The organism is Microvirga calopogonii, from assembly GCF_003347665.1.
Taxonomy (GTDB): Bacteria; Pseudomonadota; Alphaproteobacteria; order Rhizobiales; family Beijerinckiaceae; genus Microvirga; species Microvirga calopogonii.
Map to the genome: position 1 here is coordinate 43,960 of NZ_QDGA01000022.1, position 26,469 is coordinate 70,428.

The 26,469-nt window shown below is 60.0% G+C and carries 25 protein-coding genes and 2 tRNA genes; 10 read left to right on the forward strand and 17 right to left on the reverse strand.

What is annotated here, in order from left to right; translation table 11 throughout:
* Positions 1–76: 76 nt before the first annotated feature.
* From DDF70_RS17460 to DDF70_RS17505, 9 genes are all read right to left on the reverse strand, one after another.
* Positions 77–2,434 (reverse strand): HWE histidine kinase domain-containing protein, encoded by a 2,358-nt coding sequence (locus tag DDF70_RS17460; protein WP_114946136.1) that lies wholly within the window; start codon positions 2,432–2,434, stop codon positions 77–79.
* Positions 2,424–2,636: a type II toxin-antitoxin system ParD family antitoxin gene (locus DDF70_RS17465; RefSeq protein ID WP_342633926.1), complete on the reverse strand. Its 213-nt coding sequence runs from the start codon at positions 2,634–2,636 to the stop codon at positions 2,424–2,426. Before DDF70_RS17465 ends, DDF70_RS17460 begins: the two co-directional genes overlap by 11 nt.
* 528 nt (positions 2,637–3,164) lie before the next feature.
* Complete coding sequence (locus DDF70_RS17475; protein ID WP_114946139.1) at positions 3,165–3,773, reverse strand: alkylhydroperoxidase domain protein; 609 nt, start codon at positions 3,771–3,773, stop codon at positions 3,165–3,167.
* Between the two features lie 14 nt (positions 3,774–3,787).
* A complete protein-coding gene (locus DDF70_RS17480; RefSeq protein ID WP_114946140.1) occupies positions 3,788–4,453 on the reverse strand; it encodes a CMD domain protein in 666 nt (221 codons plus the stop codon).
* 35 nt (positions 4,454–4,488) lie between these two features.
* Positions 4,489–5,535, reverse strand: a complete 1,047-nt coding sequence (locus DDF70_RS17485; protein WP_114946171.1) for a putative FMN-dependent luciferase-like monooxygenase — start codon at positions 5,533–5,535, stop codon at positions 4,489–4,491.
* Between the two features lie 27 nt (positions 5,536–5,562).
* Positions 5,563–7,227 (reverse strand): dipeptide ABC transporter ATP-binding protein, encoded by a 1,665-nt coding sequence (locus tag DDF70_RS17490; protein WP_114946141.1) that lies wholly within the window; start codon positions 7,225–7,227, stop codon positions 5,563–5,565.
* A complete protein-coding gene (locus DDF70_RS17495) occupies positions 7,224–8,138 on the reverse strand; it encodes an ABC transporter permease (protein ID WP_114946142.1) in 915 nt (304 codons plus the stop codon). The genes DDF70_RS17490 and DDF70_RS17495 overlap by 4 nt, the downstream gene beginning before the upstream one ends.
* The gene (locus DDF70_RS17500; protein ID WP_114946172.1) at positions 8,135–9,079 is read right to left on the reverse strand and encodes an ABC transporter permease; all 945 of its coding nucleotides are present in this window, start codon (positions 9,077–9,079) and stop codon (positions 8,135–8,137) included. The genes DDF70_RS17495 and DDF70_RS17500 overlap by 4 nt, the downstream gene beginning before the upstream one ends.
* Before the next feature lie 82 nt (positions 9,080–9,161).
* Positions 9,162–10,751: a TIGR04028 family ABC transporter substrate-binding protein gene (locus DDF70_RS17505; RefSeq protein ID WP_114946143.1), complete on the reverse strand. Its 1,590-nt coding sequence runs from the start codon at positions 10,749–10,751 to the stop codon at positions 9,162–9,164.
* A 575-nt stretch (positions 10,752–11,326) separates the two neighbouring features.
* On the opposite strand from DDF70_RS17505, the gene DDF70_RS17510 reads away from it, so the two are divergent.
* The 5 genes from DDF70_RS17510 (at position 11,327) to DDF70_RS17530 (ending at position 17,108) form a co-directional block, all read left to right on the forward strand.
* Complete coding sequence (locus tag DDF70_RS17510; protein WP_114946144.1) at positions 11,327–12,745, forward strand: tyrosine-type recombinase/integrase; 1,419 nt, start codon at positions 11,327–11,329, stop codon at positions 12,743–12,745.
* A gap of 225 nt (positions 12,746–12,970) precedes the next feature.
* Positions 12,971–13,276: a hypothetical protein gene (locus DDF70_RS17515; RefSeq protein WP_162820467.1), complete on the forward strand. Its 306-nt coding sequence runs from the start codon at positions 12,971–12,973 to the stop codon at positions 13,274–13,276.
* A 350-nt stretch (positions 13,277–13,626) separates the two neighbouring features.
* A complete protein-coding gene (locus DDF70_RS17520) occupies positions 13,627–14,289 on the forward strand; it encodes a recombinase family protein (RefSeq protein WP_114946146.1) in 663 nt (220 codons plus the stop codon).
* Between the two features lie 271 nt (positions 14,290–14,560).
* Positions 14,561–15,418, forward strand: a complete 858-nt coding sequence (locus tag DDF70_RS17525; RefSeq protein ID WP_114946147.1) for a ParB/RepB/Spo0J family partition protein — start codon at positions 14,561–14,563, stop codon at positions 15,416–15,418.
* 376 nt (positions 15,419–15,794) lie between these two features.
* Entirely contained in the window at positions 15,795–17,108 is a 1,314-nt protein-coding gene (locus DDF70_RS17530) for a hypothetical protein (RefSeq protein WP_114946148.1), read from the forward strand.
* A 114-nt stretch (positions 17,109–17,222) separates the two neighbouring features.
* On the opposite strand, the gene DDF70_RS17535 is transcribed toward DDF70_RS17530, so the two are convergent.
* Positions 17,223–17,489, reverse strand: a complete 267-nt coding sequence (locus DDF70_RS17535; protein ID WP_114946149.1) for a hypothetical protein — start codon at positions 17,487–17,489, stop codon at positions 17,223–17,225.
* Positions 17,490–17,717: 228 nt separating this feature from the next.
* Positions 17,718–17,792: transfer RNA gene (locus DDF70_RS17540), tRNA-Gln, on the reverse strand.
* A 149-nt stretch (positions 17,793–17,941) separates the two neighbouring features.
* Here DDF70_RS17540 and DDF70_RS17545 point away from each other — a divergent pair.
* Positions 17,942–18,018 (forward strand) — tRNA-Pro (locus DDF70_RS17545).
* A 95-nt stretch (positions 18,019–18,113) separates the two neighbouring features.
* Here the strand turns inward: DDF70_RS17545 and DDF70_RS17550 are convergent.
* Entirely contained in the window at positions 18,114–18,437 is a 324-nt protein-coding gene (locus DDF70_RS17550; protein ID WP_114946150.1) for a hypothetical protein, read from the reverse strand.
* Positions 18,438–19,033: 596 nt separating this feature from the next.
* On the opposite strand from DDF70_RS17550, the gene DDF70_RS17555 reads away from it, so the two are divergent.
* Positions 19,034–19,435 (forward strand): DoxX family protein, encoded by a 402-nt coding sequence (locus tag DDF70_RS17555; protein ID WP_114946151.1) that lies wholly within the window; start codon positions 19,034–19,036, stop codon positions 19,433–19,435.
* A gap of 164 nt (positions 19,436–19,599) precedes the next feature.
* Here the strand turns inward: DDF70_RS17555 and DDF70_RS17560 are convergent, their stop codons facing one another.
* Positions 19,600–20,298, reverse strand: a complete 699-nt coding sequence (locus DDF70_RS17560; protein ID WP_114946152.1) for a hypothetical protein — start codon at positions 20,296–20,298, stop codon at positions 19,600–19,602.
* A 202-nt stretch (positions 20,299–20,500) separates the two neighbouring features.
* Here DDF70_RS17560 and DDF70_RS17565 point away from each other — a divergent pair, with 202 nt between their 5' ends.
* Positions 20,501–20,764 carry a hypothetical protein gene (locus tag DDF70_RS17565; RefSeq protein WP_245435535.1) on the forward strand — a complete coding sequence of 88 codons (264 nt, stop codon included), beginning with the start codon at positions 20,501–20,503 and terminating at the stop codon, positions 20,762–20,764.
* Positions 20,765–20,844: 80 nt separating this feature from the next.
* Here DDF70_RS17565 and DDF70_RS17570 read toward each other — a convergent pair whose 3' ends face one another.
* Positions 20,845–21,453, reverse strand: coding sequence for a biotin transporter BioY (locus DDF70_RS17570; RefSeq protein WP_114946154.1), 609 nt, complete (start codon positions 21,451–21,453; stop codon positions 20,845–20,847).
* Positions 21,454–21,726: 273 nt separating this feature from the next.
* Between DDF70_RS17570 and DDF70_RS17575 the strand changes: the two genes are divergently transcribed.
* On the forward strand, positions 21,727–22,638 hold the full coding sequence (locus DDF70_RS17575) for an MBL fold metallo-hydrolase (RefSeq protein ID WP_114946155.1): 912 nt from the start codon (positions 21,727–21,729) through the stop codon (positions 22,636–22,638).
* Here the strand turns inward: DDF70_RS17575 and DDF70_RS17580 are convergent, their stop codons facing one another.
* From DDF70_RS17580 to DDF70_RS17590, 3 genes are read right to left on the reverse strand one after another with little or no spacing between them, the layout of a single operon-like run.
* Positions 22,639–23,418 (reverse strand): DUF1499 domain-containing protein, encoded by a 780-nt coding sequence (locus DDF70_RS17580; protein WP_114946156.1) that lies wholly within the window; start codon positions 23,416–23,418, stop codon positions 22,639–22,641.
* The gene (locus tag DDF70_RS17585; protein ID WP_114946157.1) at positions 23,418–24,500 is read right to left on the reverse strand and encodes a M48 family metallopeptidase; all 1,083 of its coding nucleotides are present in this window, start codon (positions 24,498–24,500) and stop codon (positions 23,418–23,420) included. The genes DDF70_RS17580 and DDF70_RS17585 overlap by 1 nt, the downstream gene beginning before the upstream one ends.
* Before the next feature lie 8 nt (positions 24,501–24,508).
* Positions 24,509–25,780 carry a DUF898 family protein gene (locus tag DDF70_RS17590; protein ID WP_114946158.1) on the reverse strand — a complete coding sequence of 424 codons (1,272 nt, stop codon included), beginning with the start codon at positions 25,778–25,780 and terminating at the stop codon, positions 24,509–24,511.
* Between the two features lie 199 nt (positions 25,781–25,979).
* Between DDF70_RS17590 and DDF70_RS17595 the strand changes: the two genes are divergently transcribed.
* Entirely contained in the window at positions 25,980–26,468 is a 489-nt protein-coding gene (locus tag DDF70_RS17595; RefSeq protein WP_114946159.1) for a MarR family winged helix-turn-helix transcriptional regulator, read from the forward strand.
* Position 26,469: the final 1 nt, after the last annotated feature.

Consider the following 26,469-nt stretch of genomic DNA (forward strand, 5'->3'; position numbering starts at 1 on the left):
GGAAGCTGGGAAAGGGCTATCTGCCCGGACGGTCGCTCCATAACGAATGGCGGATGCCAATTCCATCGCTCATTCATCAGCCAATCGGAACATCCACTGTGCAGATGACACCAGTCGCGGCGAAATCGATGCGAATATCACCATCGAGATCCAGGGCGAGGCTTCGCTCGATCAGCCGACTACCGAAGCCTCTTCGTGTGGGCGGCTGAACCGGCGGACCTCCGCTCTCTTCCCAACGGAAGCGAAGGCGTCCAGGAGTGCCCCCGTCAAGCCTCCAACTCATCCTGATCTCGCCCTTCGCACTGGACAGTGCACCATACTTCACCGCATTCGTTGCAAGCTCCTGGAGCATCATGGCTACGGCAAGCGCCATCCGGGGCGACAGACGAACCTTGGGCCCGTTCAGATGCAGGCGGTCTTCGCTACGGTTACTGTACGGCTCGACTGCCTGGGCTGCGATCTCGCGTAGCTCTGCCCCCTCCCAGTTCTCTGAGGTGAGAACGTCGTGTGCCCGGGATAGAGCCAGCAGCCGCCCCTCCAGAGCAGTCTTGGCGTCCTCCATGGTTGGCGCATTCCGGAGCGTCTGCCTGGCAATGGACTGCACTGTAGCCAACGTATTCTTCACCCGGTGATTCAACTCGTTGATCAGGAGCCTCTGGTGCTCTTCGCTGCGTTTGATGTCGTCGATGTCCACGATCACCGCCAAGGCGCCGCTCACCCGCCCATCGGAGTCACGTATAGGGATACCGCTTACCCGCGTCCAACTCTCCTGGCCATCGGGCAAGCGATGTAGGAACTCGATGCCTGTAACCAGCTCGCCCCGCAGCGCACGCGCACTGGGATACTGGCTCTTTGGCAAAGGACAACCCTGGTCATCATGGGCGATCCACTGCTCCCGGTCATCGGGCAATCTCGATGGAATGACGCCGTCGGGCCGGTAGCGGCGGAAGGCCGGGTTCGAAAGCACCGTCGTCCCCTGTATGTCGACAAGGGCCACGCCTACGAGCAAGTTTTCGATCAGCGTTGCGAGACGGGTTCGTTCCTGCGCAAGCTCCAGGGCGAGCCTCTCGATGGATTCCTCGGCTTGCCGGCGGGCCGTCACGTCGCTTGCGGTTCCGAACCATTCGACGACCTCGCCGTCTTCCCGCAGGATCGGCAGCGCGCGCGAGTGTACCCAACCAAATGTTCCGTCTGCCCTGCGCACGCGATGCTCCAGCTCGAACATGCTCTTTGCGCGGGTCGCTTCCTGGATCGCCGACACGACCTGCGGCTGGTCGTCGGGGTGAACATAGCTGCTGAGCCAAGCATCGTTTGGGCTCTCCGCATCCAGGAGGAGCCCCCTTCCTTCGAGCTGACGCAGCTCGGCCCAGTCGGGGCTCATGCGGTACACCACGTCAGAGCTTGCAGTCACGAAGGCGCGAAGCCGCTTTTCGCTGTCCGCAAGCGCAGCCTCGGCTCGTGCTCGCTCCACGGCCGACCATGTTCGCGCGGCGACCTCCTCGATCAGCTCCACCTCCTCGGAGGACCAACGGTGAACCTCCCGAAAATTCACGTACAGAGATGCTGTGAAGCGGCCATTGCGGACCAGCGGTACCGACACGAAGGCGCGGGTCTCGATTGCCACCCAGGTCGCATGTACCTGCGCCGGGTCGGCCACGAGATCGTCGCAGACGTCGATCTGTCCCGCCCGCTGGCGGGCAATGCTGTCAGGGCCGAAGGCGCGAAGCGAAAAAGTCCCGATGAGGGGCTCCACGCCATTAACGAAGCACGTCTGGCAGACGATCGTCTCATCGTCGGCCTGCACTTCGCTGTAGCCGACCCGGTTGGCGCCCAGATGCTGCCCAAGCGCCTCGACTGCTGCCTCCATGACTTCGCGGGGATCGGCGAGAATACGAAGCGTCTCCTCAAGCTTGATGCGGAAGGCTTGCCGTCTCTCGGCGAGGATCTGGCCCGTCGTCTCGGCGACGGCACAGAACATGCCAGCCACCTGGCCGCTCTCGTCGCGTACCGGGGAATAGGAGAAGGTGAACCACGTCTGCTCGTCGAAGCCCTTGCGGTTCATGAGGAGCGGCAGGTTCTCCCGGTAGCTTGCCTCGCCAGCCAGAGCCGCGTCGATCAATGGAGAGATGTCGGACCAGATCTCGGACCAGATGTCGTGGAAGCGCAGGCCGAGCGCCCGTGGATGTTTGGCGCCGAGGATCTCAGCGTAGGCATCATTGTACAAGAATCCGAGTTCCGGGCCCCAGGCTACGAACATCGGGAACTTCGAGCCGAGGAGCAGGCCAACCACGGAGCGCAGCGACTGCGGCCATGTTGAAGGTGCTCCAAGCGGCGAGGACGACCAATCGTGCGCCCGCATGAGGGAACCCATCTCGCCGCCCGAAAGGAAGTCGAGCGCAATAGGATCACGCTCGCTTGGCAGCCTATCGTTCATCAGGTGGTTCCCAGAACGGTTGCCGCCCCTGCTCGGCTCGGCGCTCGCGCTCATCAAGGAGCCGTAGGGTAGCGTGAACGACCTCGCTTGCGCTGCGATAGCGGCCCGCTGTGACCTTGTTGTCGAGGAAGGCTTCAAGCTCGGGTGTGAGCGAGACGTTACGAATTTTACGGATTCTCATAGAGGGCGAGTAGAAGGCCATATTTAGTGTCAACTTTAGACACTTGAACTAGCTCCCGGTTGCCCCAAAGCAAGAGGCTGGAATGGCTCTTCGCCTCGTGCTCGATGACCTTGTCTGTGGACAGAACGTCGTTGTCGCCCTGTAGTCCAGCGCCGCCAAAAGGGTCGCCATGCGGGCTTCCGGCTAGGTTCGCATTCCCGGGCATGAGGGGATGAACGGCCATCTCCCCCCTGTGAGCGCGCCGGCAACGCGCAGCAGGGAGAGCGGCTATATGGGGCTGGGCGGGATCAAGGTCCTCCCAGGGTGTCTGGACTCGCACGACATCGCGACCGGGGTCATGACCCCCATGGTTCCTCAGCCCAGGCATGAACCCGTGCACGATACTATATCACAACAAACGTATCCCGCTATCCGGACTTCCCGCCCGGTGTCTCCTCCGCGCCGGGACGCGCCCCAACTCATCATCGAACGGACCGATCCACAATCCGTCCAGGGAGCAGACCACCAGAGCACCGGCTCCCAGCGTGGCCTGCTCTCCAGTCCATTGCATCAGGACTTGGCAGGAGGTGTCGGCTCGCCAAGGGATAGCATCAGGCGGTTCGCCCAATTGAAAAAGGCCGCGCCGTTGATGACATCGACAATTTCCAGATCGGAAAGTCCAGCCGCCCGGAGCTCATCGACCTGCCTGTCACTGAACGCCATGGGCGTGTCGGTCAGTGCGACGGATGCAGCAATGATGGCGTTCCAGCGGCGGTCGATATCCACATCGACGCCCTCGTCGAGAAGGCGCTGAACGTCGGTTCCTCGCTTCGAATACTGCGTGGCGAACCGGGAGTGGACGGACGCGCAGAAGATGCAGCCGTTCGAGCGTGAAGTCGCCGTCGCAGCAAGCTCCCGCTCGGCCCGGGGAAGGCCGTTGCTCGTGTTGTAGAAGATGTCCTTGTCGGTCTTCGTCCTGGCCTGCAGAACATCCGGGTCACGGGCGAGCAGAAGGAAGTACGGTGACTTGGCGCGTGACGCGTCGACGAGACCGGCCCAGTGCCTCTCAGTCAGTTGCTCTGCAGGAAACGGCTCAAGCCAGGGAAGCCAGCCCAATTCCTCCTGTGTGAACGCGGTGGGCTCCCGGTTATCGGGATGGAGCAGCGTTGTCTCGGTCATGGAATGGCTCCTTCTCAAACGGCCCCGGACGCAAGAACGCCCGTGAAGATCTGCGTATATTCCGCATCAGTCGCCTCGATCGCGGATGCGCCCGCAAGGGCCCGCAGCCCCGCGACGACGCGGATCTGGAATGACAGAAAAGCCACGAGCTGCGACAGGGTTACGATATCGGTCGTCGACCATCCGGCATCGAGCAGCCTCTGCAGTGCGGCAGGGTTCGCGTCCCGGGGATGAAAGACCAGCAGATGCGCGTGCTCCAGGGCAGCGACAAGGCGGGATCCGAGAAGCTCCTTGTTCTCGGTGGAGACGTGATAATCCAGTCCGTTTTCATCTTCGACCGTGAGCGGGCCCTGCGGATAGCGGCCGTAGGGGCCCTCCGTGAAACCTCGTGCCGTTTCCGCCCTGATCGCGTCGGTCAGCCTGGGATGTCCGAGTTCTTGCAGGGACGCCGCATAGAATTCGGTCACAGGGGATTGACGATGGAGGCCCGCCACGAACGTGGCGACGGCATAGCGCTCGATTGCCGTTACATGACCTGGGACCTCCGGCTCGAACAGCGCCAGATAACTCTTCTGTGCGTTCTCCCGGGCCTGAGGCCGCTGCTCGCGCAATCTGTCGAGGCTGGAACCTGGGCTGATTCCGGCAAGATGATCGATTACATCCGGTATGTTTGTGCTCATGATCTTCTCACATTCGGTTTGGTGACGTGATTTGCTTAATGCACAAGGGCGACGCGTCTTTCAGGTTTGGCAACCGGCCTCTGCCAGCCGAGCGCCGGAGCGACCTCGCTCGCGATGAGTTCGATCGACCTGAGGATGTATTCGTGCGGTGGGTCGACCGAATGGACCTGAAACACGAGGTCCGTCACCCGTGGCAGGGTGGTGTCCCGGCTGAGACTTTCGATCACGTCCTGCGGCGTGCCCACATGCGTGTCGAGAGCAGCGATGATATCCATCAGGGTGTCGCCCGGGATCACGTGCCCCTTGGCGGCGAAATCGCTCACGACGCGGCGCAACCCCTTCTCTGCGAGGCGCAGCGCCTCCTCCCTGCTGTCCGCGACGAACAGCGAGCGTGAGGCGACGATACGGGGAGCACGACCGGCCGGCAGCGCTTCGAGATAGGCATTGATGATGGGATGCTGAATATCGGCGAGCGTTGCCCCGGGCGCATCTTTCGGTCGTGGTTGCGTGCGCGAAAGCATGAGGCCGTCGCCTGCCTTGCCGGCGCGGATCCCTCCTCCGACGGAGAAGGTCGCCTGCCAGACGCGATCGTTCAGATCCGGCGCGGCTGGATAAAGCGTGTCTCCGCCGTCGAAATGTCCGCCGCTCCAAGCTCTCCGCAGGATGGCAAAATGCCTCTCGTAGATTTCGGAGCGGTTGGCGCTGTCTAAGCCGAACGCCGTGAAGGATGAAGGCGTGCCTCCAGTTCCAACACCGACCTCAAGGCGCCCACCGGACAGCAGATCCAGGACGGACGCATCCTCCGCGACGCGAATGGGATTTTCGAGCGGCAATGTGATGATACCCGTGCCGAGGCGAATGTTCGAGGTTCGCGCAGCAACGTGCGACAGGAAGACGAGGGGTGAAGGAAGCCCGCCTTCCGCCTCATGGAAATGATGCTGGGCCACCCAGGCGGAGTCGAATCCATATCGCTCCGCGTGGATGATCTGCTCCGCCGCCAGGCGATAACGCTCGCCTGCACTCGCTTCGTCCAGCAGGCGGGTGAAGAAGCCGAGCCTTTTGGGTTGCGAGGATACTGCCATCGGTTTGCTCCGCTTGATGGTCTGCAATTAGTGCTGAATGGTGGTGCCTTGTCCGGGAATCGCGCTGATCAATTCGCGCGTGTACGGACTGCCGGGGCGCAGAAACACGTCCTCCACCGGCCCGCTGTCGACCTGCCGGCCATTGTGCAGGACGGAGACCGTATCCGAGATCTGGCGAACAACCGCGAGATCATGGGAGATGAAGAGATATGTCAGCCCGAGGGCCTGCTGGAGTTCGTCGAGAAGGGCGAGGATCTGTGCCTGCACTGTGACGTCGAGCGCCGATACCGCCTCGTCCAGCACGAGCATCTTCGGATTGAGCACGAGCGCGCGGGCGATGGCGACACGCTGGCGCTGCCCTCCGGAAAGCGCGTGCGGTTTGCGGGCCAGAACCGATTGCGGAAGACCGACACGGTCAAGAATGGACTGAACCTGTGTCGCACGGTCCTCCCGCGACAGAGGATCGAAGTTCAGAAGCGGCTCTTCGACGATCTGGAAAATGGTCTGCCGCGGATCGAGCGAGGCAAAAGGGTTCTGATAGACGAGCTGGATCGTCTTGCGGAACCGGCGCAGGTTTTCCCCGCGCAGGGTGGTGACATCAATGCCGTCGACGAGGATGCGCCCCGACGTAGGTTTCTGAAACCCGACGATGCTGCGTGCGGTGGTCGTTTTGCCAGAACCGGATTCTCCGACGATGGCGTGTGTCGTTCCCCTCTGGACAGTGAAGGATACGCCGTCCACTGCGCGAAAGGACTCCCGGCGGTCTCCGATGGGAAAATCCTGCACGAGGTTCTCGACGGCGATGACTTCATCGCTGCCGCTGGTGCGCAAGGATGTGCCCCTCGGTGCGGCACGAGCCTTGCCAAGCGAGGGAGCATCGGCCAAGAGCTTGCGCGTGTATTCGCTGCGCGGGGACGACAGAACCTCCGCGGTCGGACCCTGCTCCTGAATGCGTCCGCCCTTGAGCACGACGATATGATTGGCCCGGTCGGCCGCGACACCCAGATCGTGCGTTACCAGAAGAACGGCTGTGCCGTATTCGCGACGCAGCTCGTCGATCAGGTCAAGAATGCGCTTCTGCACCGTTACGTCGAGCGCGCTGGTGGGCTCGTCGGCAATGATCAGGGCTGGACGCAGCGCAATCGCAATAGCGATCAGGACACGCTGGCGCATACCCCCCGAAAGCTCATGCGGATATTGTCTGGCGCGCAGCTCCGGTTGAGAGAGGCCGACACGTGCCAGAAGTTCGATGACACGCGCGTCGATCCCTGCCCTGTTGCCCTGCCGGTGGATCTCAAGCACCTCGGCCACCTGGGCACCGATGGTCTTGACGGGGTTGAGCGAACTCGTCGGGTCCTGCGGGATCAGGCTGATCTTGCTACCGCGGATCGTATCGAGCTGCCTCTGCGACCATCCTGCGATATCGGTTCCGTTGAGCCGGACCGCCCCCGCCTCCAAGCGACCGTTCTCTGCCAGGAGCCCGATCACCGCTTGGGCGGTCGTGGTCTTTCCGGAACCCGACTCGCCGACAAGGGCCACCACTTCGCCCGGCTGAACCCGGAGTGAAACCTCGTGGACGACCCGTTGAAACCTGTCGCTGCCACGATAGCCCACCGCGAGGTTGCTGATCTCGAGAACAGGCGCCGCCGAGACGCCCGCAGACACGTGCCCGATGTCGATTGCCGTGGTCATGCTTTGGCCTTTCCAAAGGACTGGCTGATGCGGTTCGCCGACAGAACGACGAGGATCACCACGATTCCGGGAACGGTCGTCAACCACCAAGCCCGCGCGATGTAGTTTCGCCCCTCGGCGATCAGCAGACCCCACTCAGGAGTCGGCGGCGGTGCGCCGTAGCCGAGAAAGCCCAGTGTGGAGATGGTCAGAATGGCCCATCCAAGTTGCAGGGCCGCGAACGCGATCACGGACGTGAGGGAGTTCGGCAGAATGTGACGCAGCAATACGCGGCTGAACGTTCCGCCGCTCCCAAAGGCCGCCTCCACGTAATCACTGGCACGGACCCGCACCACTTCGGAGCGGGCCAGCCGCGCGAAGCTGGCGATCGATGTTACGCCGACCGCGATGGCGGCATTGAGAATGCCAAAGCCCAGGAGGATGACGATGCTGAGCGACAGAAGAAGCTGCGGAATCGAGAGCAGCACGTCGACGCAGCGCATGATGGCTCCGTCAATCCTGCCGCGCGCCGATCCTGCGACGATACCGAGGGTCGTACCTACTACGAGGCCGACGCCGACGGCCACGAAGGCCCCCGAAAGCGAATTGCCCGCGCCATAGATGATGCGGGCCAGAAGGTCGCGCCCGAGCGCATCCGTCCCGAGCCAATGCTCGGCACTCGGTGCGCGGAGCTGCTGGCGTGCGACGCCGACTGTCGGGCTGTAGCCGGTGAACCACTGCGGAAACAGCGCCCAGAGCACGACGACAGCCATGACAAACCATGACAATGCGAGACCCGGCTGAATGCTTCCGATGAACCGCAGACGGCGCGCGCCAGGAGCAATATCCCTCGATCCAGAGGAAGAGGCACTCTTGGAAATGTCCGTACCGTCGCGCAGCAGACTGCGCCCGATCATGTTCTGTCCGGTCATGCGGGAGTTCCTTGTCTCACTCTGAGGCGAGGATCGAAGACGGGGTAGAGCAGGTCCACCGTGAGATTGATGAGCACGAAGGCTGCTGCGGAAAACACGACGATGGCCTGCAGCACGGCGATGTCCTGATCATTGACGGAGCGCTGCGTCAGTCCGCCGAACCCGTTGAGCCCGAACACGGCTTCCGTGACGACCGCGCCGGCCAGAAGCTCGCCGAAGAGGATACCGGCAATGGTAAGAGTCGGCAGAACGGCATTCTTCGCCACATGCTTCCACAGCACCCAGCGGTGGGATGCGCCCTTGGCGCGCGCGACTGCCACGAAGGGTTCCGTCAGCACATGGTCGATATTGCGCATCAGGATTTGCGCGAGGGGCGCCGATATCGGAACGGCCAGCGTCAGAACGGGTAGGATCAGGGCCTGCCAGGGTCCCGGATTGATGACGGGAATGAGCCTGAGCTGAAATGAGAAGACCTGGATCAACAGGATTCCCAGCCAGAACACAGGCGTGGAGATGAAGAGGGCCGGAATCGACTGGATGAAGGAGCGTAGCCACGAGAAAGGCGACAGCGCAGCGAGAGCGGCAAGCGTGACTGCGATGATGACCGCCAACACGAAGCCCAGCGTTGCAAGCCACAGGGTGGGCGGCAGGTTGGCGAGTATAAGGTCGCCGACGGGGACGCCCGCATGGATGGAATAGCCGAAATGACCGGTGAGGAAATTCGTGGCCGTATGGAGATACTGCACCCAAAGCGGGCTGTCCGCCCCATAGGAGGCACGGATATCAGCAATCTGCTCCGGGCCCAGGCCGAGTTCGGGATTGAGGAACTTGATGAGCACGGCGTCGCCCGGCAGGGCTTGGAGCAGGATGAATGAAACAGTGAACGCGGCCCAGAGTACAAGGGCTGCCTGTCCGATCCTTCCGATCACGTAGCGCGACATGGATGATCCCTGTCCGATAATCGAGACGATGCGATCCGGCCGGATATCGTTCCCGCGATATCCGGCCGGCACGATGCTGTTGTCAGCGGCGGGGTGCGAGCCAAGTGCCGTAGAAGCTTGGACGTCCGACGGCTTCGAAGGACACGTCCTTCACGTAAGGGGCGGCGGCGAAGGCCTGCGGCTCCTCGAAGATCGGGATCGCGTAGGCCTGATCGATCACATAGTTCTGGACGTCGCCGGCGATAGCGAGGCGCTTGGTGCGATCCGGCTCGGAGGCAAGCTGATCCAGAAGCGCATTGAGGCGCTCGTCGACGAAGGATTGCACCTTGTCGCTGTTTCCGCCCTTCTGCAGGAGGACATTGCGGTTCGTCGGGAAGTATTGACTCTTGATCACGTCGGGATCGGCACGGCCGACCATGGCTGGTGAGACGGGTGCCTTGGCCGGATCGAGATTATTCACCGTCGCACTGCCCGAATCTGCGGTCAGCACGTTCAGCTTCACGCCAATCTTTTCCCATTGCTGCGCGACGAGTTGCAGGGTTTCCTTGTTCTGCGGCTGCGGCAGGGACTCATAGGCCGACAACTCAAGCGTCTGTCCGTCCTTCTGGCGCCGTCCGTTCGGGCCGATTGTCCAACCAGCCTCGTCGAGCAGCGCCTTGGCCTTCTCAATATCATAGGAAAGCTTCGACGAGAGATCGACATACCCGAGCGCCGTTTTGGCGATGATCGAGGTCGCCTTCGGGTAATGAGCCGAGAACAAGGTCGAGACGATTTCATCCGTGTTGGTGGCATGCAGCAGAGCGCGACGAACCCGGACATCGGCCACGAGCGGATTGTCGGGACGGAAGACAACGCTGTTGTTCACACCGCGGGTCGAGGGCGCATAGATCAGATAGCCTTCATCCTCAACCTGCTTCTCGTCATAGGCTTGGATCTGGCGAATGATGTCGGCCTGTCCTGCCACGAGAGCACCAATGCGCACGCTGTCTTCCGGCGTGACGATGTACTTGATCTCGTCGAGATAGGCGCGACCTTGGTGCCCGAGTTTCGCCGGCCCCCAATTATAGTCGGTTCGCGCCTTCAGAGTGAGCTCGCGTCCGAGGGTCTCGCTGGCGACGACGAAGGGGCCGGAGCCGATGATCTTCGTGGCATCGCCCAGCGCCTCGTAGGGCAGCGCGAGCGTCTTCAGGGAAACGAGGCCGGAGCCGATCACGGACGTGCCCTGCAGAAAGCCGGGAGACGATTTCTTGAAGATGAACTTGACGGTCTCAGGGTCGATGACTTCGCTCCGGTCGTAATTATTGATGACCTCCGAGACCGGGAGCTTCAACTCCTTGTTGCCACGCCCGAACGTGTCGTAATTCTTCGCCACCGCAGCGGCATCGAGCGGCGTGCCGTCTGAGAATGTCACGCCCTTCCGGATCTTGAAGGTATACTCCGTCGCATCGGCATTCACCGTCCATGACTCGGCAATCCAGGGTTCGATCTCGAGCGTCTTCGGATTCTGATAGGTGAGCTTGTCGGTGATCTGATTGAGAATTCCGCCATTGGGGTAGAAGCCGCCAGCCGGCGGATACAGATTGGTATGGGCCTGCTGCTCGAGATAGATCAGAGAGCCGCCCTTCACGGGTGTCTGACCGGACCCGGCGGCCATCGTGCCGCTCGTCCCCATCGAGAAGCCTGCGAGGAACGTAGCCCCTGCCAAAGCGAGAAGGCCGACTTTGCCTCCAAAGCGAGATTTGAGTGTCACGATAGATCCCCTATGCGGCTGGCCGTGAGCTGAATTGCAAGGGAATTATCGCCTTCGAATGTCCGCTATTACAACCAGAATGTTCTTTTTTTAGAACACCCGGTAGTAGCAAAATCTGCTCTCGGACAGCGCCGCCAGAGATAAATGTTCTTATTGATGGGGATCTGAACCTTGAGCAGAGTTTCTTGAAGCTGCCGCAGCGTCGAACCAGGCAAGGTTGTTCTTCATAGAGAACGCCCTTCCCGCAAGCCAGCTGACGATCTCCGATGTCGGGAAAAGACAGGAATGCGCAGTATTGCAGAGCCTCTCGCCCACAGCCTGCGAAAGCTCTTCACGCTCAAAAACTTTGAGAGATGGCTGGGGCGCCAGGAGCCTCATCTTGGGTACCATTAAGCCATTAAAATGTAAGGATTTGAAGGGTTTTAAGCGTTGCTTTGGGTACGCAATCTGGGTACGCAGCGGGGTACGCGCTGAATCTCAGACACTCGAAGAGGACCATGAACAAGACTGATAAGAGCTATCTTGAGAAGCACGGGGGAATGTGGCGGGTCACGGTGTCGGTACCCAGGGACCTTCAAAAGACACTTGGCGCAACCAAGCTCAAGCGAGGGCTGAACACCGATAGCCTCAAGGTCGCCAACGCCCTCAAATGGAACGTTGTAGCTGAACTCAAGGCCCAAATCGCGAAAGCCCAGAAGAACACGCCCGCCGACCCTCTGCTTCAGGAGGCCTTGGCATTGCGTGCTGAGCTGGCGCGGATGAAGCCCCATGAGGTTGAGGAGTTCAAGCTCTGGGTTGTGAGTGAGCGGGCTGAAGAAATCCGCGGTGACCCGCTCGATAAAGACCCGCACCCCTATTCGGGCCAGTATGAATACGATCCTGAGCGTGAACAAAGGGCCGACCATTTCTATGGCATTGCGACAGGCCGGACCACGCCCCTGTCAGCCTATGTTGACGAGTGGCACACACAGACACCTGACCGGAAACCCAGGACCAAAGATGAGGACCGTCGTGCCCTCAGGTACCTCGAAGAGTGGTGCAAGCGTGAAAACGTCAGCCCAACCATTGAGGCCATCACCCGCAAGGCGGCTGGTCGCTTCATCGGCGGCATGTCGGCTGTTTCAGCAAGCGGCCAGAGCGGCCAGAAGCTGAGCGTCCGTTCCATCAACAAGAACATTTCGCAACTCACCGCCTATTGGAAATGGCTCAAGCGGCGTGGGCTGGTTGAAGACAACCCTTGGCGCGAACAGTCCCTTCCGAAAGAGCGGACCCCCAAGGGCGAGGCGGAAAGAGCGTTCACAGATGAGGAGCTGCTGAAACTTCTCAATGGGACGCCCCACAACAAGGCGCTGGGGCCGCTCATGCGTATCGCGGCGCTCACGGGAGCCCGTATTGACGCCATCGTGAGCCTGAAGGTGAAGGATTGTGTCAATGGATTCTTCGTGTTCAAGCCCCAGAAACGCGAACCAGGGGAAAGGATTGTCCCGATCCATTCGGCCCTAGTGCCGCTCATCGCGGAAATGACGGAAGGTCGAAGCCATGAGGACGACCTGTTTCCTGAGTTTCCAGAGCCGCCCCCTAACAAAGGGCGGGAACGCTCGATGCCCGCTGTTAAGGCCTTCGGGCGCTATCGTGAGTCCGTTGGCGTCCATGAGAAAGTCGAGGGAAGGCGTAGAGCCCGCACTAATTTCCACTCGTTCCGCCGCTGGTTCATCACCAAGGCGGATGAAGCCGGACAACCCGAATCCGTCATTGCGGCTGTGGTCGGGCATAAGCGCGGGGGCATTACGCTCAACGTTTATTCTGGGGCGGAGCTTCGTGAACAATGCCGGGCCTGTATTGAGGCTGTGAGGCTTCCTGAGAGTCCTGACACGAGCCAAGCTCTTCAGGTCACAGAGGACGCGAAGGCGGCCTAAAGGCCTCATATCAAGCGAGGGGTGTCGTGCCGTACTTGAAGTCCGCCCAGGACCGCCCACGCCCCCTCGTACACCAAAGAAATCTAGGGCCACTTCGCGGCGGGTTGCTGACAGTCTCAGGTCTTCTGCGCCTTCAACATGGGTGACCGTGAATTACCCCCTTGACACGCTGAATGAAGCTGGTCCAGTCTAATGGGGCTAACCCACCCCCATGCAGGTGATCAAATGGACAACACCCACCTCGCCCGTATCCGGGATAACGCGGCAAAGATGCTTCAGCTCGCTACCGAAACGTTGAGACTTCTTGATGCTCAGAATGGACAGGATAGCGGACCGCCGCCGATGCCAGCCGAACTCCGGTCGGTTCCTGGCGACAATAGCTCCGCACTTACTCCTGAGGCTGACGAATGGCTCTTCGCCTCCTTCGACTACGGAATGTCGGATAATGCCCTTCACAAGATGACGGGGATTACCAAGGAGTCATTACGCAAGAAGCGCAGGTACTGGCGAGTTGCGCGGGGTATGGAGTAATCAGGGGGCTTCGGCCCCCTTTTCCAAAATTGAACGACACCTCTCAACGAAAGCAAACAACAACCTTGGGCTTTAGCCCTTTTTTCGAAGTGAGGGCGAGGGTGCCACCTGGTATATATTTCTAATATAGGACCCATGAAGGCCTGACAACTTAGAATAAATACAATTGCGACGTAATCTATTAGATAACCACACCCAATCTTTTACCGCCCCCTCTATCTGACTATTTGACCATATCCCAGAATAGCTTCAGCTATCTAGGACGCTAGCCCATCTTCTAATTGACGAGAATTTGAACCACGCTAAGTTACAAACGTGAACGGTCGTTCTGGTTTGTGTACGGAGCCTAGATGTCTAGGAAATATGTCTCTTACCGCCGCGTCAGCACAGAGGAACAGGGGAAGTCTGGGCTTGGCCTCGATGCTCAAGAGCGGGCCATTGCTGCCTTCGTTGAAGCTGAGGGCGGCGAGGTTATCGCAGACTTCTCGGATGTCATGAGCGGGAAGCACGACGACCGCCCTGAGCTTCTGAAGGCCCTTGCCTATGCCCGCAAGCACAAGGCCTGGATCGTTACCAGCAAGTTAGATCGCCTATCGCGTGATGTTGAGTTCATCGCTGGCCTCATGAACCGCAAGGTCCGCTTCGTCTGTGCCAACATGGGCCATGACGTTGATGAGTTCATGCTTCACATATACGCCTCGCTTGGCCAGAAGGAACGCAAGCTCATCAGCCAGCGGACCAGGGAGGCCTTGGCTGAACTTAAGGCTCAAGGGGTCCGCCTCGGGAAGGAACAGAACCTTGTAGAAGGCCGCGTGAAGGCCACCAAGACTATCAAGGAACGGGCTGAGAAGCGGGCGGCGAGTGTCCTGCCCATTATCGATCATATCCGCTCCCAGGGGCTAGTGACGCTTGAGGCCATCGCTGCCGAATTGAACAGGCGTGAAGTGAAGACGCCGCGGGGCGGTGACTGGCACAAGACTACGGTTGCGAGGGCTCTTCGGCGGGTCACGTGAAACCTATTTTGAGGGCGCCTTAAAATAGGAATATAGACAGTATGAATTAGAGACGCCTATTTGAAATAACCGCCTCAACATTTGCAACCAAATGCTCTGGGAACTCAACGATCTAAGCCACCTAAGAGGGTCTTGTGGCGGACTATAGAAGGGCCTGTGCTGGCCTCTTTACTCATTGGCCCGCCATCGTGCGGGCTTTTCTTTTTTACATGCTTTTGAAAGGACCTAACGATGAATAGCGAACGCCTCTATGCCCCCAGAGGGCTGAATAATGTTTAGGAAGTTTGACGTTGAGCTTCCGACATCTCAGGTGGACCTTGAGGAGCTGAAGCGGCTTGAGGACACAGAAGAGCAGACCCAAGAGCGCCCGAGAGGGCTCTGGCTGAACGATATTCAGATTGCCGATAAGGTCTTTCAGCCCCGCTTCCCTGGTGGGAACGCTCTGGCGAGCAATGAGCATATCAGGGAACTCGCACAGGCTCTTGATAACCAGGGCGAGCCTTTAGACCCTATCTTAGTTACGCCCATCGGCCAGCGGTTCTTTCTCGTGGACGGCCACCATCGATATGCGGCCTACGAAGCGGTGAGATGGGAAGACCTAGTGCCGATTACGGTGTTTGAAGGGACCCTTTCGGAAGCCTTCAAAGAGTCCATCGCCCTCAACAATAAGAACAAACTTCCAATGACCCCGAACGACAGGCAAGAGCTTGCTTGGCGTCTGGTGAAACTTGGGGACGCTAGGCACGGTGGTTACTCAAGAAAGCAAATTGTGGATATGACTAAAGCCAGCGATGGCGCTGTTGCAAACATGAGGCGGGTTTATAAGGCCCTGAGTGAACAACGGTTCGACCTTGATAGCGTGTCATGGCGTCGGGCCCGAAGCAATCACTTGGCCTCTGAGCATTGGGACCGTGAAGAATGGTTTGACAAGGAAGCCAAGAAGCTCGCGGAGAAGCTGTTGAAGTCTGGTGTATTCTTCAGAGATAAACCAGACATCCTAGCGAGGGCTTTGGAATACATCAGCCCTGGCCTTCCAGGAGCCTTGATTGAGGCATGGTTTGAAACCGCCTTGGCGCTAGTTGAGGAACACAAGGAAATGATCGCCCAGGAAGGCGCCTTGAACATCTAGGGTTAGCCTTCGATGTGCACTTACAACAATGTGCAAGTTGCACAGATGGCCTAGGATGATCTTAAGTAAAATCGTTGCACAGCGACGATTTTTCTTGGGACCGCCTGGGCAACTATGACTCGTTAGCCTCACCCCGGGTTTGTCCACCGCCAGGGTGTTAGCATATCAAGGAGAATTTTTGATAACGTCCCCGAAGTTCAAATCACAACACGTAAGCATACTGCAAGCTTAGCTACTGAATGTGTGAAAATCTGAGGAAATTTGTTGGCCGAACCCGGTGAGTCATTGCTAGGATTATCTGACTAGCCTATAGCATTGGGCCAAAATGCAATTACTGGCTAGCCGGACCTAAGCTTGGCTATAATCGGGGGCAACGATGCATAAGACTCTTCAGAAGCTATGTGATGCGCTGGACAAGGTGTCCACTGCTGTTCTTGCCCTCAATCCGAATAACACACAGCGGGTTACCGATTTATTCGGGACTTGGAACGTAGCCCCGCTCACCCTAGAGCAAATTTCCGATGTACCAAAGCAACTATCGGTGAAGATAAAGGCACAAAATATCACCGAATTGGATGACGCTGACAGCGAGAGTTTACTGAAGCTGGTCGCTTCGATTGAGGCTCTTCACCCGTCCATTATACCGCATATGGGTAATAGCAATATCTCAACGGCGCTTCCTCCTTACCTTCAACTTATTAACGTTGTCGCTGACCAAGTTGCCCGCTTGCTTGGTTGGGAAATCGTCAAAGACAAGAGGGCCTTACCCTCTGCTTTGGCGCGTAGAGTCGAAACAGCACAGTCCCAACTAGATACTATTGTTGGCGACCTAGTGACGCTCGAAGCCAAGGTCGAGAAGATCAACAACGCACATGACACAGCAGAGGAACTTCCGACAACGCTGGACCGGCTCAAGAGGGACAGTGCGGCTATCGAGCGGATGGGCGAAGAAGCGTCTCAATGCATTGGCCGGATCAAGGGGAACGATGAGCAAGCTAAGAACTTAGTTGATGCCCTTCAGGAACGTTCCAGAGAAGGTGAAGAGCTAGTGAGCAAATGCGCGGAAGCCTACCGCGTCACTACATCAGTGGGACTAGCCGCTGCATTTGATGACCGCGCAACCAAGCTCAATCGCTCCGTCAATATCTGGGTAGGTTGCCTAGTATTGGCTCTATTGGTGGGCATGGGGATAGGCTATGGCCGCGTTCAGGCCTTGTCAGAGTCTTTGAACCAACCCGCTGTTGTTTGGACAACGATATGGGCCAAGGTTGCCTTAGCTGCGGTCAGCCTTGCGGCTCCCCTATGGTTTGCTTGGCTCGCAACAAAACAGATTGGTCAACGCTTTCGCCTAGCTGAGGACTACGCTTTCAAAGCATCAGTGGCGAAGGCATATGAAGGGTATCGCAGAGAAGCCGCGCGCTTTGATAAGGCTCTTGAGGCCCGTCTGTTTGGGTCCGCACTGACCCGCCTTGAGGAAGCGCCACTTCGCCTTGTTGAGTTGGAAACTCACGGCAGCCCATGGCACGAACTTCTGAAGTCAGCGGAGTTCAAAAAGGCCCTGGAGTTAGTGCCTGGCCTTGGCGATCGACTCAGGCAAGTGTCAAAGGCGGAAGGTGGCGACACCCCGCTGGTAAGGCCGGAAGCGAACAAGGAAATTCGGGTCCCCACGTCCTCGACACCCGCTGAGTAGAAATGGGCTCACATCGCGGGTGATCCGCCTTCCAAGAGGCATCCCAAATTGCGAAAGGGGCTTGAACCTAATTCAGGCCGTTTCCGATGGCTAAGCCCCTTCGCTACTCCGCGATCAAGCGGCTGCTTGGTTCTTCCGCTGCAACAGCAAACCTAGGAACGATCCAGAGAAGAAGCCGATGGCTATGAACATCGTGCTTAGGATGGCAAAATTCCTATTGCCCATGAAGTTACCTGGAAGGGCGAGCAAAGGGAGAAGGGCCAGGAGAACAGCCCACGCCCAGCGCCATTTACTCTTCAATTTGAACGCTAAGAATCCTGAAAGAAACATTGGAAGCCAGTTCAACCAATGCTCTAGCGTCAACAAAACCATAAATTCCATATCGCCCCCATAAGCTAAGTTTCAGCCCGCTGTTGTCTATCACAGGCCGAATCAGCCGATGAAGGTTCGGCCTAACATCCACAGGCCTTTTCCCTACCCCCCGCGCACGAAGATGGGATCAGCCTTGTTCGCGGGTACTCACGCTGGGTACGCGCTTGGGCACGCAGCCAGCTTAAGACTTTAATTAAGATGTTGATCTTGTGGGCAATTTTCTATGCCCAGAAACATTGGCTGGGGCGCCAGGATTCGAACCTGGGAATGGCGGTACCAAAAACCGCTGCCTTACCACTTGGCGACGCCCCAACAGATGTGGCGTGTACATAATCGGCCAGATGGCGGCTGGCAACACCGTTTTGCGCGAGGTCGGATATCTCGAAGAAAGACCGAATTCTCCCCTTGCGGCGCCCCCGCGCCACCGCTATAAGACCGGCCTCCCGGGAATTTCTCGGTGTCGGAGTGTAGCGCAGTCTGGTAGCGCACCACGTTCGGGACGTGGGGGTCGCAGGTTCAAATCCTGCCACTCCGACCATTCTTCTCACGATCGAAATCGTCGATTGAGCTGCGGGGCATCATCCCCGTGGGATGATGTTCGGTTTCCGACTAGGCGCCCTACCCCGTCGCTTCTCAATGGGTCGAAAAGCGCCCCTCCTCCTGATAGGTTTCATAGTGAAGGGTCTGTGCCGGCATCGCCTCGAGCTGACGCGGAGACTTCGGCCAATCCTGGGGTGTCTCGTTGGTTTGGGGCATGTAACGCGGACGGAAACGCAAGTCGACGAGGCTGCGGAGTTCCGGGGCCGCCAAGTCCAGCACATTCGCATCGCGCCAGCGGCGATGCAGCTTGGCCTTGCCGAACATCCGGCTCCAGAAGCCCATCACCTCTTCCTCGACCTGCAGGACAATGCGGCCGGTGAAGGTTTTGCGAAGATTGAAACGTCCCGTCAGAGCCATTCGACTCTCCTCAACTCTCGATTCTTCAAAAACGCAGATCGCCTAAAGTGCAACTGCCGATCAAGACTGCCCCAACCCTGGCCTTGGCATCAGTTGAATGCATTCCTGTTAGCCAATGCCGTTGCACAGTAAGGGTTCCGGCCATTCCACTATCGACAAGTTGTCACAGGAGCGATGTGCGTCAGGTCACGAACGCGTGCCGCTCGATATTGAATTAGGCGCTCTGCATGAAGGTTCAGCGGAGGGGGCGATCAAAATATTGGGAGGAGAAAAGTCTGTGAGGCTCATCCGAAGCGCCGAACATCTCGTCGGCGATTGACGTCACGCGCGACGCGGCTTGGACGTGAGATCGATGGTGACGAGCTGACCGGTTTTCGGATCGAGGATGGTCATGAAAGCCCCCTGTTCTGTTGGCGTAGGAGAAACGCCCAAGTCGTGGGCCGGATCAGAGCGAGTTGGGAACGTGGTAAGCAACTCGTTACCGGAAGCTTCGCGTTGAAGGCTGGGAAGATCGAAGCCGAGCCTGTATCGGGACTTCGCTCACGGGCGGATCGGCCAAGCCATCCGCTCCACCATCTGCAGCTTGGAGACCCTTGATGAACACCACTCGGCTCGAAACCGTCTGGGCCCCGCGCCTTCTCAGCATCCTGCGCATCGTCGCTGCCCTCATCTTCATGGCGCATGGAACGCAGAAGCTCCTCGGCTTTCCGATCTCTCCCAATCCTGGACCGGCGGCCTTCAGCCTTCCCTGGATTGCGGGCGTTCTGGAGCTCTTGGGCGGAGCCCTCCTGATCCCCGGCCTGTTCGTGCGCCCGGTTGCTTTCGTGCTCTCGGGCCTCATGGCTGCCGCCTATTGGATTGCCCATGCTCCGCGCAGCTTCTACCCCGTTCTGAACGGCGGCGATGCGGCCATTCTCTATTGCTTCGTGTTCCTGTTCATCGCAGCGGCCGGCGGCGGCGCATGGAGCCTGGATCGAGCCCTCCGCGGCAGCCGCTAGAGCATCGGACCCGAAGTGGACCTGCACTTTCGGGATCGCGTCACCGCTCAGTTCCTTGGGCGCATCGTGTAAAAACCGGATCCACTTGTCCGCACGATGCGCTCGGCCTGACGGCACGGGCCGAAGAGATGGAGGGCGAGCCGCAGAGAGACCTTTCCCTCTTCCTATTCAGGCTTCGTGCCCGTCGGGCGGCGAAGACGCTCGTCCTCCAACTCGACGTGGAGCGTATGGTCGCCATCATCTTCATCGAAGGGAATCGGCATGAGATCCGTGGTCAGCCCCGTGGTGGTTGAAGCGGCAGCGCCGATGGGAGGAGCGGGAGCTTCATCCTCTTCCCTTGCCGCCGCCCTCGTCTCTTCGCCCGGTTCGATCTCGCCCTCGTCGTCGAGAATGCGCACGACCCTGTCCCTTTGCGTCTCATCAACCTTCACAGTCACGAGCGCGCCGCCGCGGCGGACGCCTTCCGCGTAATTCTGCGCTTCCTCGTCGCCGAGCCCGGCATCGACCAGTGCGCCTGCGAGGCCGCCGACGGCAGCCCCGGCGCCGGCTCCCACGAGTGTCGAGACGATCCACCCCGCGGCGATCACGGGCCCGAAGCCCGGAACGGCAACCGTGCCGAGCCCTGCCAGAAGGCCGGCTCCAGCCCCGGCGACCGTGCCGGCTGCCGCAGTGGCCCCGGCGAATTCGTGTGGCGCCCCCTCCTTGTCGAAGGAGCGTGTCGCGCGATGCGTATAGGCATCGTCGAAATTGTTGGAGACGAGGCTGATCTCGAAATTCGGAACATGGGCCGCCTCCAGCCGCTCCACTGCCCGCGCGGCTTCGTCGTAAGTGTCGAAGAACGCGGTGATCCTGCGCTCAGCCATGGGAGCCCTCCTGATTCTCGAATCGGTCGCAGGGCTAATGAGCGGCCAGGCGGGCAGGTTCCGCCCTGCGCATTGCCCCAGCGGATGCGCGTCCATGCCGCCTTCCGGTCGATGGCATTCCTTGATACATTCCAACAAAAGGTGCCCGGAAAGGGTGATTTGGGGGCTTCCCGTTATGCGACATATCCACCTGGATGAAGGTTTGCGGCTGCGTTTTCCCGGCCGCAGCGAGGATTTCGATCAGGGCGTCGAAATCGGCATGATTGCCGTTCTGATGGACCAGGGGTTGGGCGAATTCTCGCGCTGGATCGCGCGGTCGAACCTCAGCCAGGTCGAGGCCATCGCCAAGCAGATGGGCTATCGGATCGAGGAAAACGGCGGCGACGAGGAATGGGCCGACGTCACCTTCCTGTATGGCTCCGCCAAGGCCAAGCCCAAGCTCCGGCTGGTGCACTCGGTCGGCTGAACGAGCCGGCTCAGTTTGATCTCCAAAATGAAGAAGCCGCCCGAAGGCGGCTTCCGGAACACGTCACGCTCGGGACCCGGTCAGGCCTTGGCGCCGCGGCGGGTCACGGACCAGGCCGCCTGCATCAAGGCCACGGCCAGGGCGGTCTTCACGACGGTTGCCGCCACGAAGGGAGCCGCACCCACGGTCCAGGCTTTCGCGAAGGGCATGACCAGCGACAGCTGACCCAGACCGAAGGCGAAGATCACCGCGTGACCGATGACCATCATGATGATGACGCGCGGGAGCGAACGATCCCAACCACGCTCGGCCATGAAGCCCATCACAAAGGCTGCGGCCAGGAAGCCGATGAGGAAGCCGCCGGTGGGACCCATGAGATAGCCGATTCCGGCCGTCGGGCCAGCGAAGACCGGCATGCCCATGGCGCCCTGAGCGAGATAGAGACCGACGGTCGCGCCGCCGAGGCGCCAGCCGTACGATGCGCCGATGAGCAGCACGACCAGGGTCTGCAGCGTCATGGGTACGTAAGGCAGGGGAACCTGAACCTTGGCGGAAAGGGTGAGAAGCGCCGTGCCGACAGCCATCAGAACGATGGCGCGGAGGGCCGCGAAGCGGGCATCGTCCCGGGACGGCCAGAGCAGGCCGACGAGGGTCGACGGAGAGGACAGCGAAGACACGCCGGTCGTCATGAATTGAATCTCCAGATCGTTCCGCCATTCGCGCGGCGGCTCATGAAGCCTTATAAGGAGGTCCGGCCCTTGCCTCAAGCGAAGGTTCGGGCCTTTTGCCGGTGCTTGTGGACACGAATGGGCCCGATATCCGCTTCGAAAACCGGGTCCACTTTTCCGCACGATGCGCCGCTCTTTGAAGAGCGCATCGTTGGGCGCGGAAAACCGGGTCCACTTTTCCGCACGATGCGCTAGGAAGCGCTGGATGCCAATTGCCTCCATGAGGAATCCTGCATGGCCGACGATCTCACCTTCGACATCCGCTCTCCTGCCCAATCGGGCGAATGCGTGCGGGTAAGTCCTCTTGTTCGCAGGATCGTCGCCAGGAATCCGGGGCCCATCACATTCACGGGGACCTGCAGCTATATCGTCGGCACGGGGAACGTCGCCATCATCGATCCGGGCCCCGACGCGCCCGGCCACATCGAGACGCTTCTCGACGCGGTGCGGGGCGAGACGGTAACCCACATCCTCGTGACACACACCCATAAGGACCATTCGCCCGCCGCCCGCGCCCTCAAGGCCGCCACGGGAGCCGAGATCGTCGGCTGCGCGCCTCATCACAGTGCCCGCCCCCTGTTCTCGGGCGAGATCAATTCGCTGGAAGCGAGTTCCGACAGGGATTACGCGCCCGACCGGGAAATGCGTGAGGGCGATGCGATCGAAGGTCCCGGCTGGACCCTGGAGGCGCTCGCGACTCCCGGGCACATGGCGAACCACCTCGCCTTCGTTCTGCCCGAGGAGAAGGCACTGTTCTCCGGCGATCACGTGATGGCCTGGTCGACGACCGTGATCGCGCCGCCCGACGGCTCCATGAGCGCCTTCATGGAATCCCTCGACAAGCTGAAGGGCCGAGAGGAGACGCTCTATTGGCCCGGCCATGGCGGCCCGGTGCAGGAGCCTCAGCGATTCGTGCGGGCCCTCATCCACCATCGGCGCCAGCGCGAGGCCTCGATCCTCAACCGGCTCAAGGCCGGCGACCGGACGATCCCGGAGATCGTGGCGGCGATCTACCAGGGACTGAACCCGGCCCTGGTCGGGGCTGCAGGCCTTTCGGTCTTCGCACATCTGGAAGATCTGGTCGCCAAGGGACAGGCGCGCGTCGAGGGCATACCCGCCCTGGACAGCGAGTACCGGCCTGCCTGATCAGCGCACGGCGATCGCCAGGTTCGAGGCCTCCTCGAGGAAGTCACGGATATAGCCCGCATTGGCACCCAGATCGTGGCTGCCGAAGCGTGAAGCCGAGCGGATGTCGATGCGTGTGCCGTCGACGCGCGGCCGGACCCGGACCGTGATGTCGCTCGGCATCTTGAGCAGGCGCGAACGGTCGACCGCCTCCAGCCGCCCGAGCCCGATGCGCCCGCCGGGCGGCACGGCCTCGATCACCTGCCAGCCAAGATTGTGGGCGGCCTTCTCCACGATGGCGAAGGCCTCATCCGGGCCGATATCCAGCGTGAGCGGGGCGATCTGCACATAGGAGGCCCGCTGCATCTCCCGCGCCTCCGGTGCAACATCGGGTGGAATGCGCCCGTCACGGGCCTGGAGCGCAGCACGCGAGCGGGAAAAGGCCGGCGGATCGTCCGTGTCGGTGCTGACATCGGTGATCGGCGGCAGGGTGGCGGCCTTGAGCGCCATCAAGCCCGGATAGGCGAGAACGAGCGCCGCGATGATCAGCCCTTTGACGGCGCTGCCCAGTCCCCGGCGCCCCTCCTGCCAGATGCGGACGAAGCCCAGCAGGGCCATGGCGACCGCCAGGAGCGCAATCGCAATGCCTGCGCCGAGCGCGATGAAGCCCGATTGATAATCGATCCGGCCGAAGCGGATCAGCAACACGGCAAGCACGGTCACGACAAGCGCGAACGACGCCAGGGCGGGAGACCATTTGGCCGGGCGTGAGACCGGTTCTTCGATGATGAGACGGCGCATCAGGTCGTCTTACAAATCTCTTTGAGCGCGCGCCACTCCTCTTGATCGAGAAGCGGCTCGCCTTGACGGGACGGCACCTGTTTTTCCAAAGCTTTCAGCCGTTGATCGGTAACCGGGTGGGTAGACAGAAAAGCCGGAATTCTGAAATCGTTCCCGTCTTCCTCTTTATCCTCGCCTTCGATGCGTTTGAGCAACAGGGCCATGGGATGAGCGGGCCGCCCCAGAGCCGTCATCGTGTGTCCGGCGAAACTGTCTGCGGCCGCTTCGGCGTCGCGGGAATAAGCGCTGTCGATGAGATAACGGCTGACGAAGACGATGGCTCCGCCTCCCGTCACGTCGCCGAACAGGAGACCGAGCAGATACGAGGTGCCGCCGGCCTGGATCATTTTGCGCAGTCCATCCCGATGGAAGACATGGCCCATTTCATGACCCAGCACGCCTGCGACCTCATCGGCGGATTCGGCTTTGTCGAGAAGCGCACTGAACAGGTAGATCCGGCCACCGGGCAGCGCGATGGCATTGGGAACCTTGGATTCGAGCACCGCGATATCGACATCGACCGGCATATTGTGATTTTTGCGCAAGTGCGCCGTCAACGTCTTCAGGGCGGCGAGGCCGCGCGGCTCCTCACAGATCTTTCCGCTGAAGATCGCCCTCACCTGGTTGTCGACCGCCGTTCCCAGACGGCGTTCATAAGAGGCCGGGATGAGCGGCGTCAGCCGCTCCGCCAGGATGGGCAGCAGATAGAAGACGCACAGGATGATGGACGCGGCAGCGCCAGCCGACCAGAACAGGATTCGTCCGGTCCGTTCCCGGGCATGGCCCGTCTCGAGTTGGCGGCAATGAAGCCGGATGGCCGCCTGATCGGCCGCATCGATGACATCGAGCCGGGCGAGGGGCGACCCGCTCTCGCAGGTCAGTCGCAACACCCCATCGGGGGCGTCCTTCCGCCTCACCGCGCCGACGGGCCATGAGGCGATCCAGTCGCCTCCCTCATGGATATCGAGACTGGATGCGGTGAGGTTCAGGGAGACCACCCTGCGGCGGGCGCTCTCCCCGTCATAGAACACCGCATCCGTCATGGCTCACCTCATATGCCGACGTTGAAGTCGAGTGCGTCGGCAAGGCCTTCGCCAAGTACTCCGGACGGTTGACCCGCCGCCACGGCGGCATCGACCGAGCGCAAATTCGCAACCGCCGTCGTCGTGACGATGGCAGCCCACAGGCCGCGTCCGAAGAAGTAACGTTGAAGGACGCCAAGGCCCATGAGCACGGCGAGATATGCAAGAGCGATCAGAAGACCGACGCTCACAGACGCCCAGGACATTTCCTCGATATCACGCATAGCTTCGATCGCTTCCTGAAAGAATGCTCCGAAGAGCAAGTAGCAAGCTGCTGCGACAATGCCGAGAATCGTGAGGAATCCGATAGATGAGAAGATCAGCTTCAAGAACAGCCCGTAGAAAGTGCGTCGACGAAGCTTGCTGGCGAGCGTCACCTCTCCGAATTTCAACCCGTCAATCTGCCAGCGTGTGAAAACGGCCATTGCAAGCGGGAGGAGGATAAGAGGGACGACAATTAGGAAGAATGGGATGAGTTGAGCGGCAATGTTCCCAATAGCAACAGTTCCCCCTTTCGAGCGGAGAACTGCATCGTCGCTAGAGACCAGCAATGCCCCCAGACCGGCTATCAGTAATGGAATGCCGAAGACCAGGACAATTCCTAGCGCCCAGATCCACCATCCGCGTTTGAAAAGCGACCAGCCCGTCCCGACAAAATCACCCTGAACATTGCCGAAATAGGTGTGGCGCATGCGGTAGCGCTCCAGGGAAGCCATCGCCCATGGCAGGGTGAGGCCGAGCGTCAGCAGGGTCGCGACATCCCACAGGATCGCTCGCCCGGCATAAGCCCAGCCAGCCCCCTTCATCCAGAACCGCACCCCGCGAAACACCGTCCGACTCGCCCGATACTTGCGGGCGCGATAGCTGCCGAAATGCGCCAGCACATACATGACGAGGACCAATGGCACGCTGGCGAAGGCATAGCGCTCCTCGGCCATGAAAGTGAGAATAAAGTAGGCGATGTAGAGCGGCGCGAGGACAGCGAGGGCGATCAGAAAGCCGATCAGCAGTTCCTTCGCCGTGCCCGTATATTCAAACGACTCGCCCTCGACCTGCGTATTTGCCCAGAGATGGCGCCGCAGCTTTGTAATCATCCAGAAGCGATAGAATCCGAAGGTCGGAATCTGGAACAGGCTTCCGGCGATCAGGAGCTTGAGGAACTCACGCCCGCGTCCGGAAAAAGCCATGGGAGAGGCCTGCGGTGCAGTGAGTGGGAAACCAGGGTCGTACGAGGTCGTCATCGGCCTTATCCTTCCAGAAAGATAAGGTCATATTTAACATAATAACACATCATTAACAGGAATGTTGGTGACTGAATCCTTCAGCATCCACGACAATTCCATATGGATGAGAAGCCAGATGGCACGCCAGCTTTCCACAGGGATGACGACGCGGATCGTATCGATGTAAACTATCCCCGATTACAGGAGCCCAAAGCCTTTGACATCCCTCTCACCAGTCCCTGCTCCCGTCGAGACCGCCGATCCTTTGCGGATCTGGTTCCGCTTCATCCGCCTGAACCGCCGCGCCACCAATGCGGTTGCCGCAGAGCTGAAGGAATTGGGATTATCGATTCCACAGTTCGATCTGCTCTCCACGCTCACGGAGCGCGAGGGCATGAGCCAGCAGGAGCTTGCGGAGCGGCTCTACGTCACGAAGGGTAATGTCTCGGGACTTCTCGACCGCATGGTCGAGGCGGGGCTTGTCGAGCGGCGATCGATCCCCGGTGACCGGCGGTCCAATGCCCTTTACCTGACCTCGAAAGGCCATGAACTGGCAAACCGCGGGATCGCCGCGCAGCGAGCCTATGTGATGCGCACGCTCGGGACGCTTCCGGCTCAGGATCTCGTCGACTTGGAGCGCATCGTCCTGGCTTGGCGCGATACGGCGCGAGCCGAGGAAGTCGCAGCCGGCACCAAATCCCGATAGA

Excerpts from the sequence above, each read along its gene's own strand:
- DDF70_RS17460 (WP_114946136.1), bottom strand. The coding sequence starts at position 2,434 with ATGAACGATAGGCTGCCAAGCGAGCGTGATCCTATTGCGCTCGACTTC.
- DDF70_RS17505 (WP_114946143.1), bottom strand. The coding sequence starts at position 10,751 with ATGGGGACGAGCGGCACGATGGCCGCCGGGTCCGGTCAGACACCCGTG.
- DDF70_RS17475 (WP_114946139.1), bottom strand. The coding sequence starts at position 3,773 with ATGACCGAGACAACGCTGCTCCATCCCGATAACCGGGAGCCCACCGCG.
- DDF70_RS17495 (WP_114946142.1), bottom strand. The coding sequence starts at position 8,138 with ATGACCGGACAGAACATGATCGGGCGCAGTCTGCTGCGCGACGGTACG.
- DDF70_RS17555 (WP_114946151.1), top strand. The coding sequence starts at position 19,034 with ATGAACACCACTCGGCTCGAAACCGTCTGGGCCCCGCGCCTTCTCAGC.
- DDF70_RS17515 (WP_162820467.1), top strand. The coding sequence starts at position 12,971 with ATGGACAACACCCACCTCGCCCGTATCCGGGATAACGCGGCAAAGATG.
- DDF70_RS17570 (WP_114946154.1), bottom strand. The coding sequence starts at position 21,453 with ATGACGACCGGCGTGTCTTCGCTGTCCTCTCCGTCGACCCTCGTCGGC.
- DDF70_RS17490 (WP_114946141.1), bottom strand. The coding sequence starts at position 7,227 with ATGACCACGGCAATCGACATCGGGCACGTGTCTGCGGGCGTCTCGGCG.
- DDF70_RS17480 (WP_114946140.1), bottom strand. The coding sequence starts at position 4,453 with ATGAGCACAAACATACCGGATGTAATCGATCATCTTGCCGGAATCAGC.
- DDF70_RS17530 (WP_114946148.1), top strand. The coding sequence starts at position 15,795 with ATGCATAAGACTCTTCAGAAGCTATGTGATGCGCTGGACAAGGTGTCC.
- DDF70_RS17575 (WP_114946155.1), top strand. The coding sequence starts at position 21,727 with ATGGCCGACGATCTCACCTTCGACATCCGCTCTCCTGCCCAATCGGGC.
- DDF70_RS17485 (WP_114946171.1), bottom strand. The coding sequence starts at position 5,535 with ATGGCAGTATCCTCGCAACCCAAAAGGCTCGGCTTCTTCACCCGCCTG.
- DDF70_RS17560 (WP_114946152.1), bottom strand. The coding sequence starts at position 20,298 with ATGGCTGAGCGCAGGATCACCGCGTTCTTCGACACTTACGACGAAGCC.
- DDF70_RS17510 (WP_114946144.1), top strand. The coding sequence starts at position 11,327 with ATGAACAAGACTGATAAGAGCTATCTTGAGAAGCACGGGGGAATGTGG.
- DDF70_RS17580 (WP_114946156.1), bottom strand. The coding sequence starts at position 23,418 with ATGCGCCGTCTCATCATCGAAGAACCGGTCTCACGCCCGGCCAAATGG.
- DDF70_RS17520 (WP_114946146.1), top strand. The coding sequence starts at position 13,627 with ATGTCTAGGAAATATGTCTCTTACCGCCGCGTCAGCACAGAGGAACAG.
- DDF70_RS17500 (WP_114946172.1), bottom strand. The coding sequence starts at position 9,079 with ATGTCGCGCTACGTGATCGGAAGGATCGGACAGGCAGCCCTTGTACTC.
- DDF70_RS17590 (WP_114946158.1), bottom strand. The coding sequence starts at position 25,780 with ATGACGACCTCGTACGACCCTGGTTTCCCACTCACTGCACCGCAGGCC.
- DDF70_RS17535 (WP_114946149.1), bottom strand. The coding sequence starts at position 17,489 with ATGGAATTTATGGTTTTGTTGACGCTAGAGCATTGGTTGAACTGGCTT.
- DDF70_RS17550 (WP_114946150.1), bottom strand. The coding sequence starts at position 18,437 with ATGGCTCTGACGGGACGTTTCAATCTTCGCAAAACCTTCACCGGCCGC.
- DDF70_RS17465 (WP_342633926.1), bottom strand. The coding sequence starts at position 2,636 with ATGGCCTTCTACTCGCCCTCTATGAGAATCCGTAAAATTCGTAACGTC.
- DDF70_RS17525 (WP_114946147.1), top strand. The coding sequence starts at position 14,561 with ATGTTTAGGAAGTTTGACGTTGAGCTTCCGACATCTCAGGTGGACCTT.
- DDF70_RS17585 (WP_114946157.1), bottom strand. The coding sequence starts at position 24,500 with ATGACGGATGCGGTGTTCTATGACGGGGAGAGCGCCCGCCGCAGGGTG.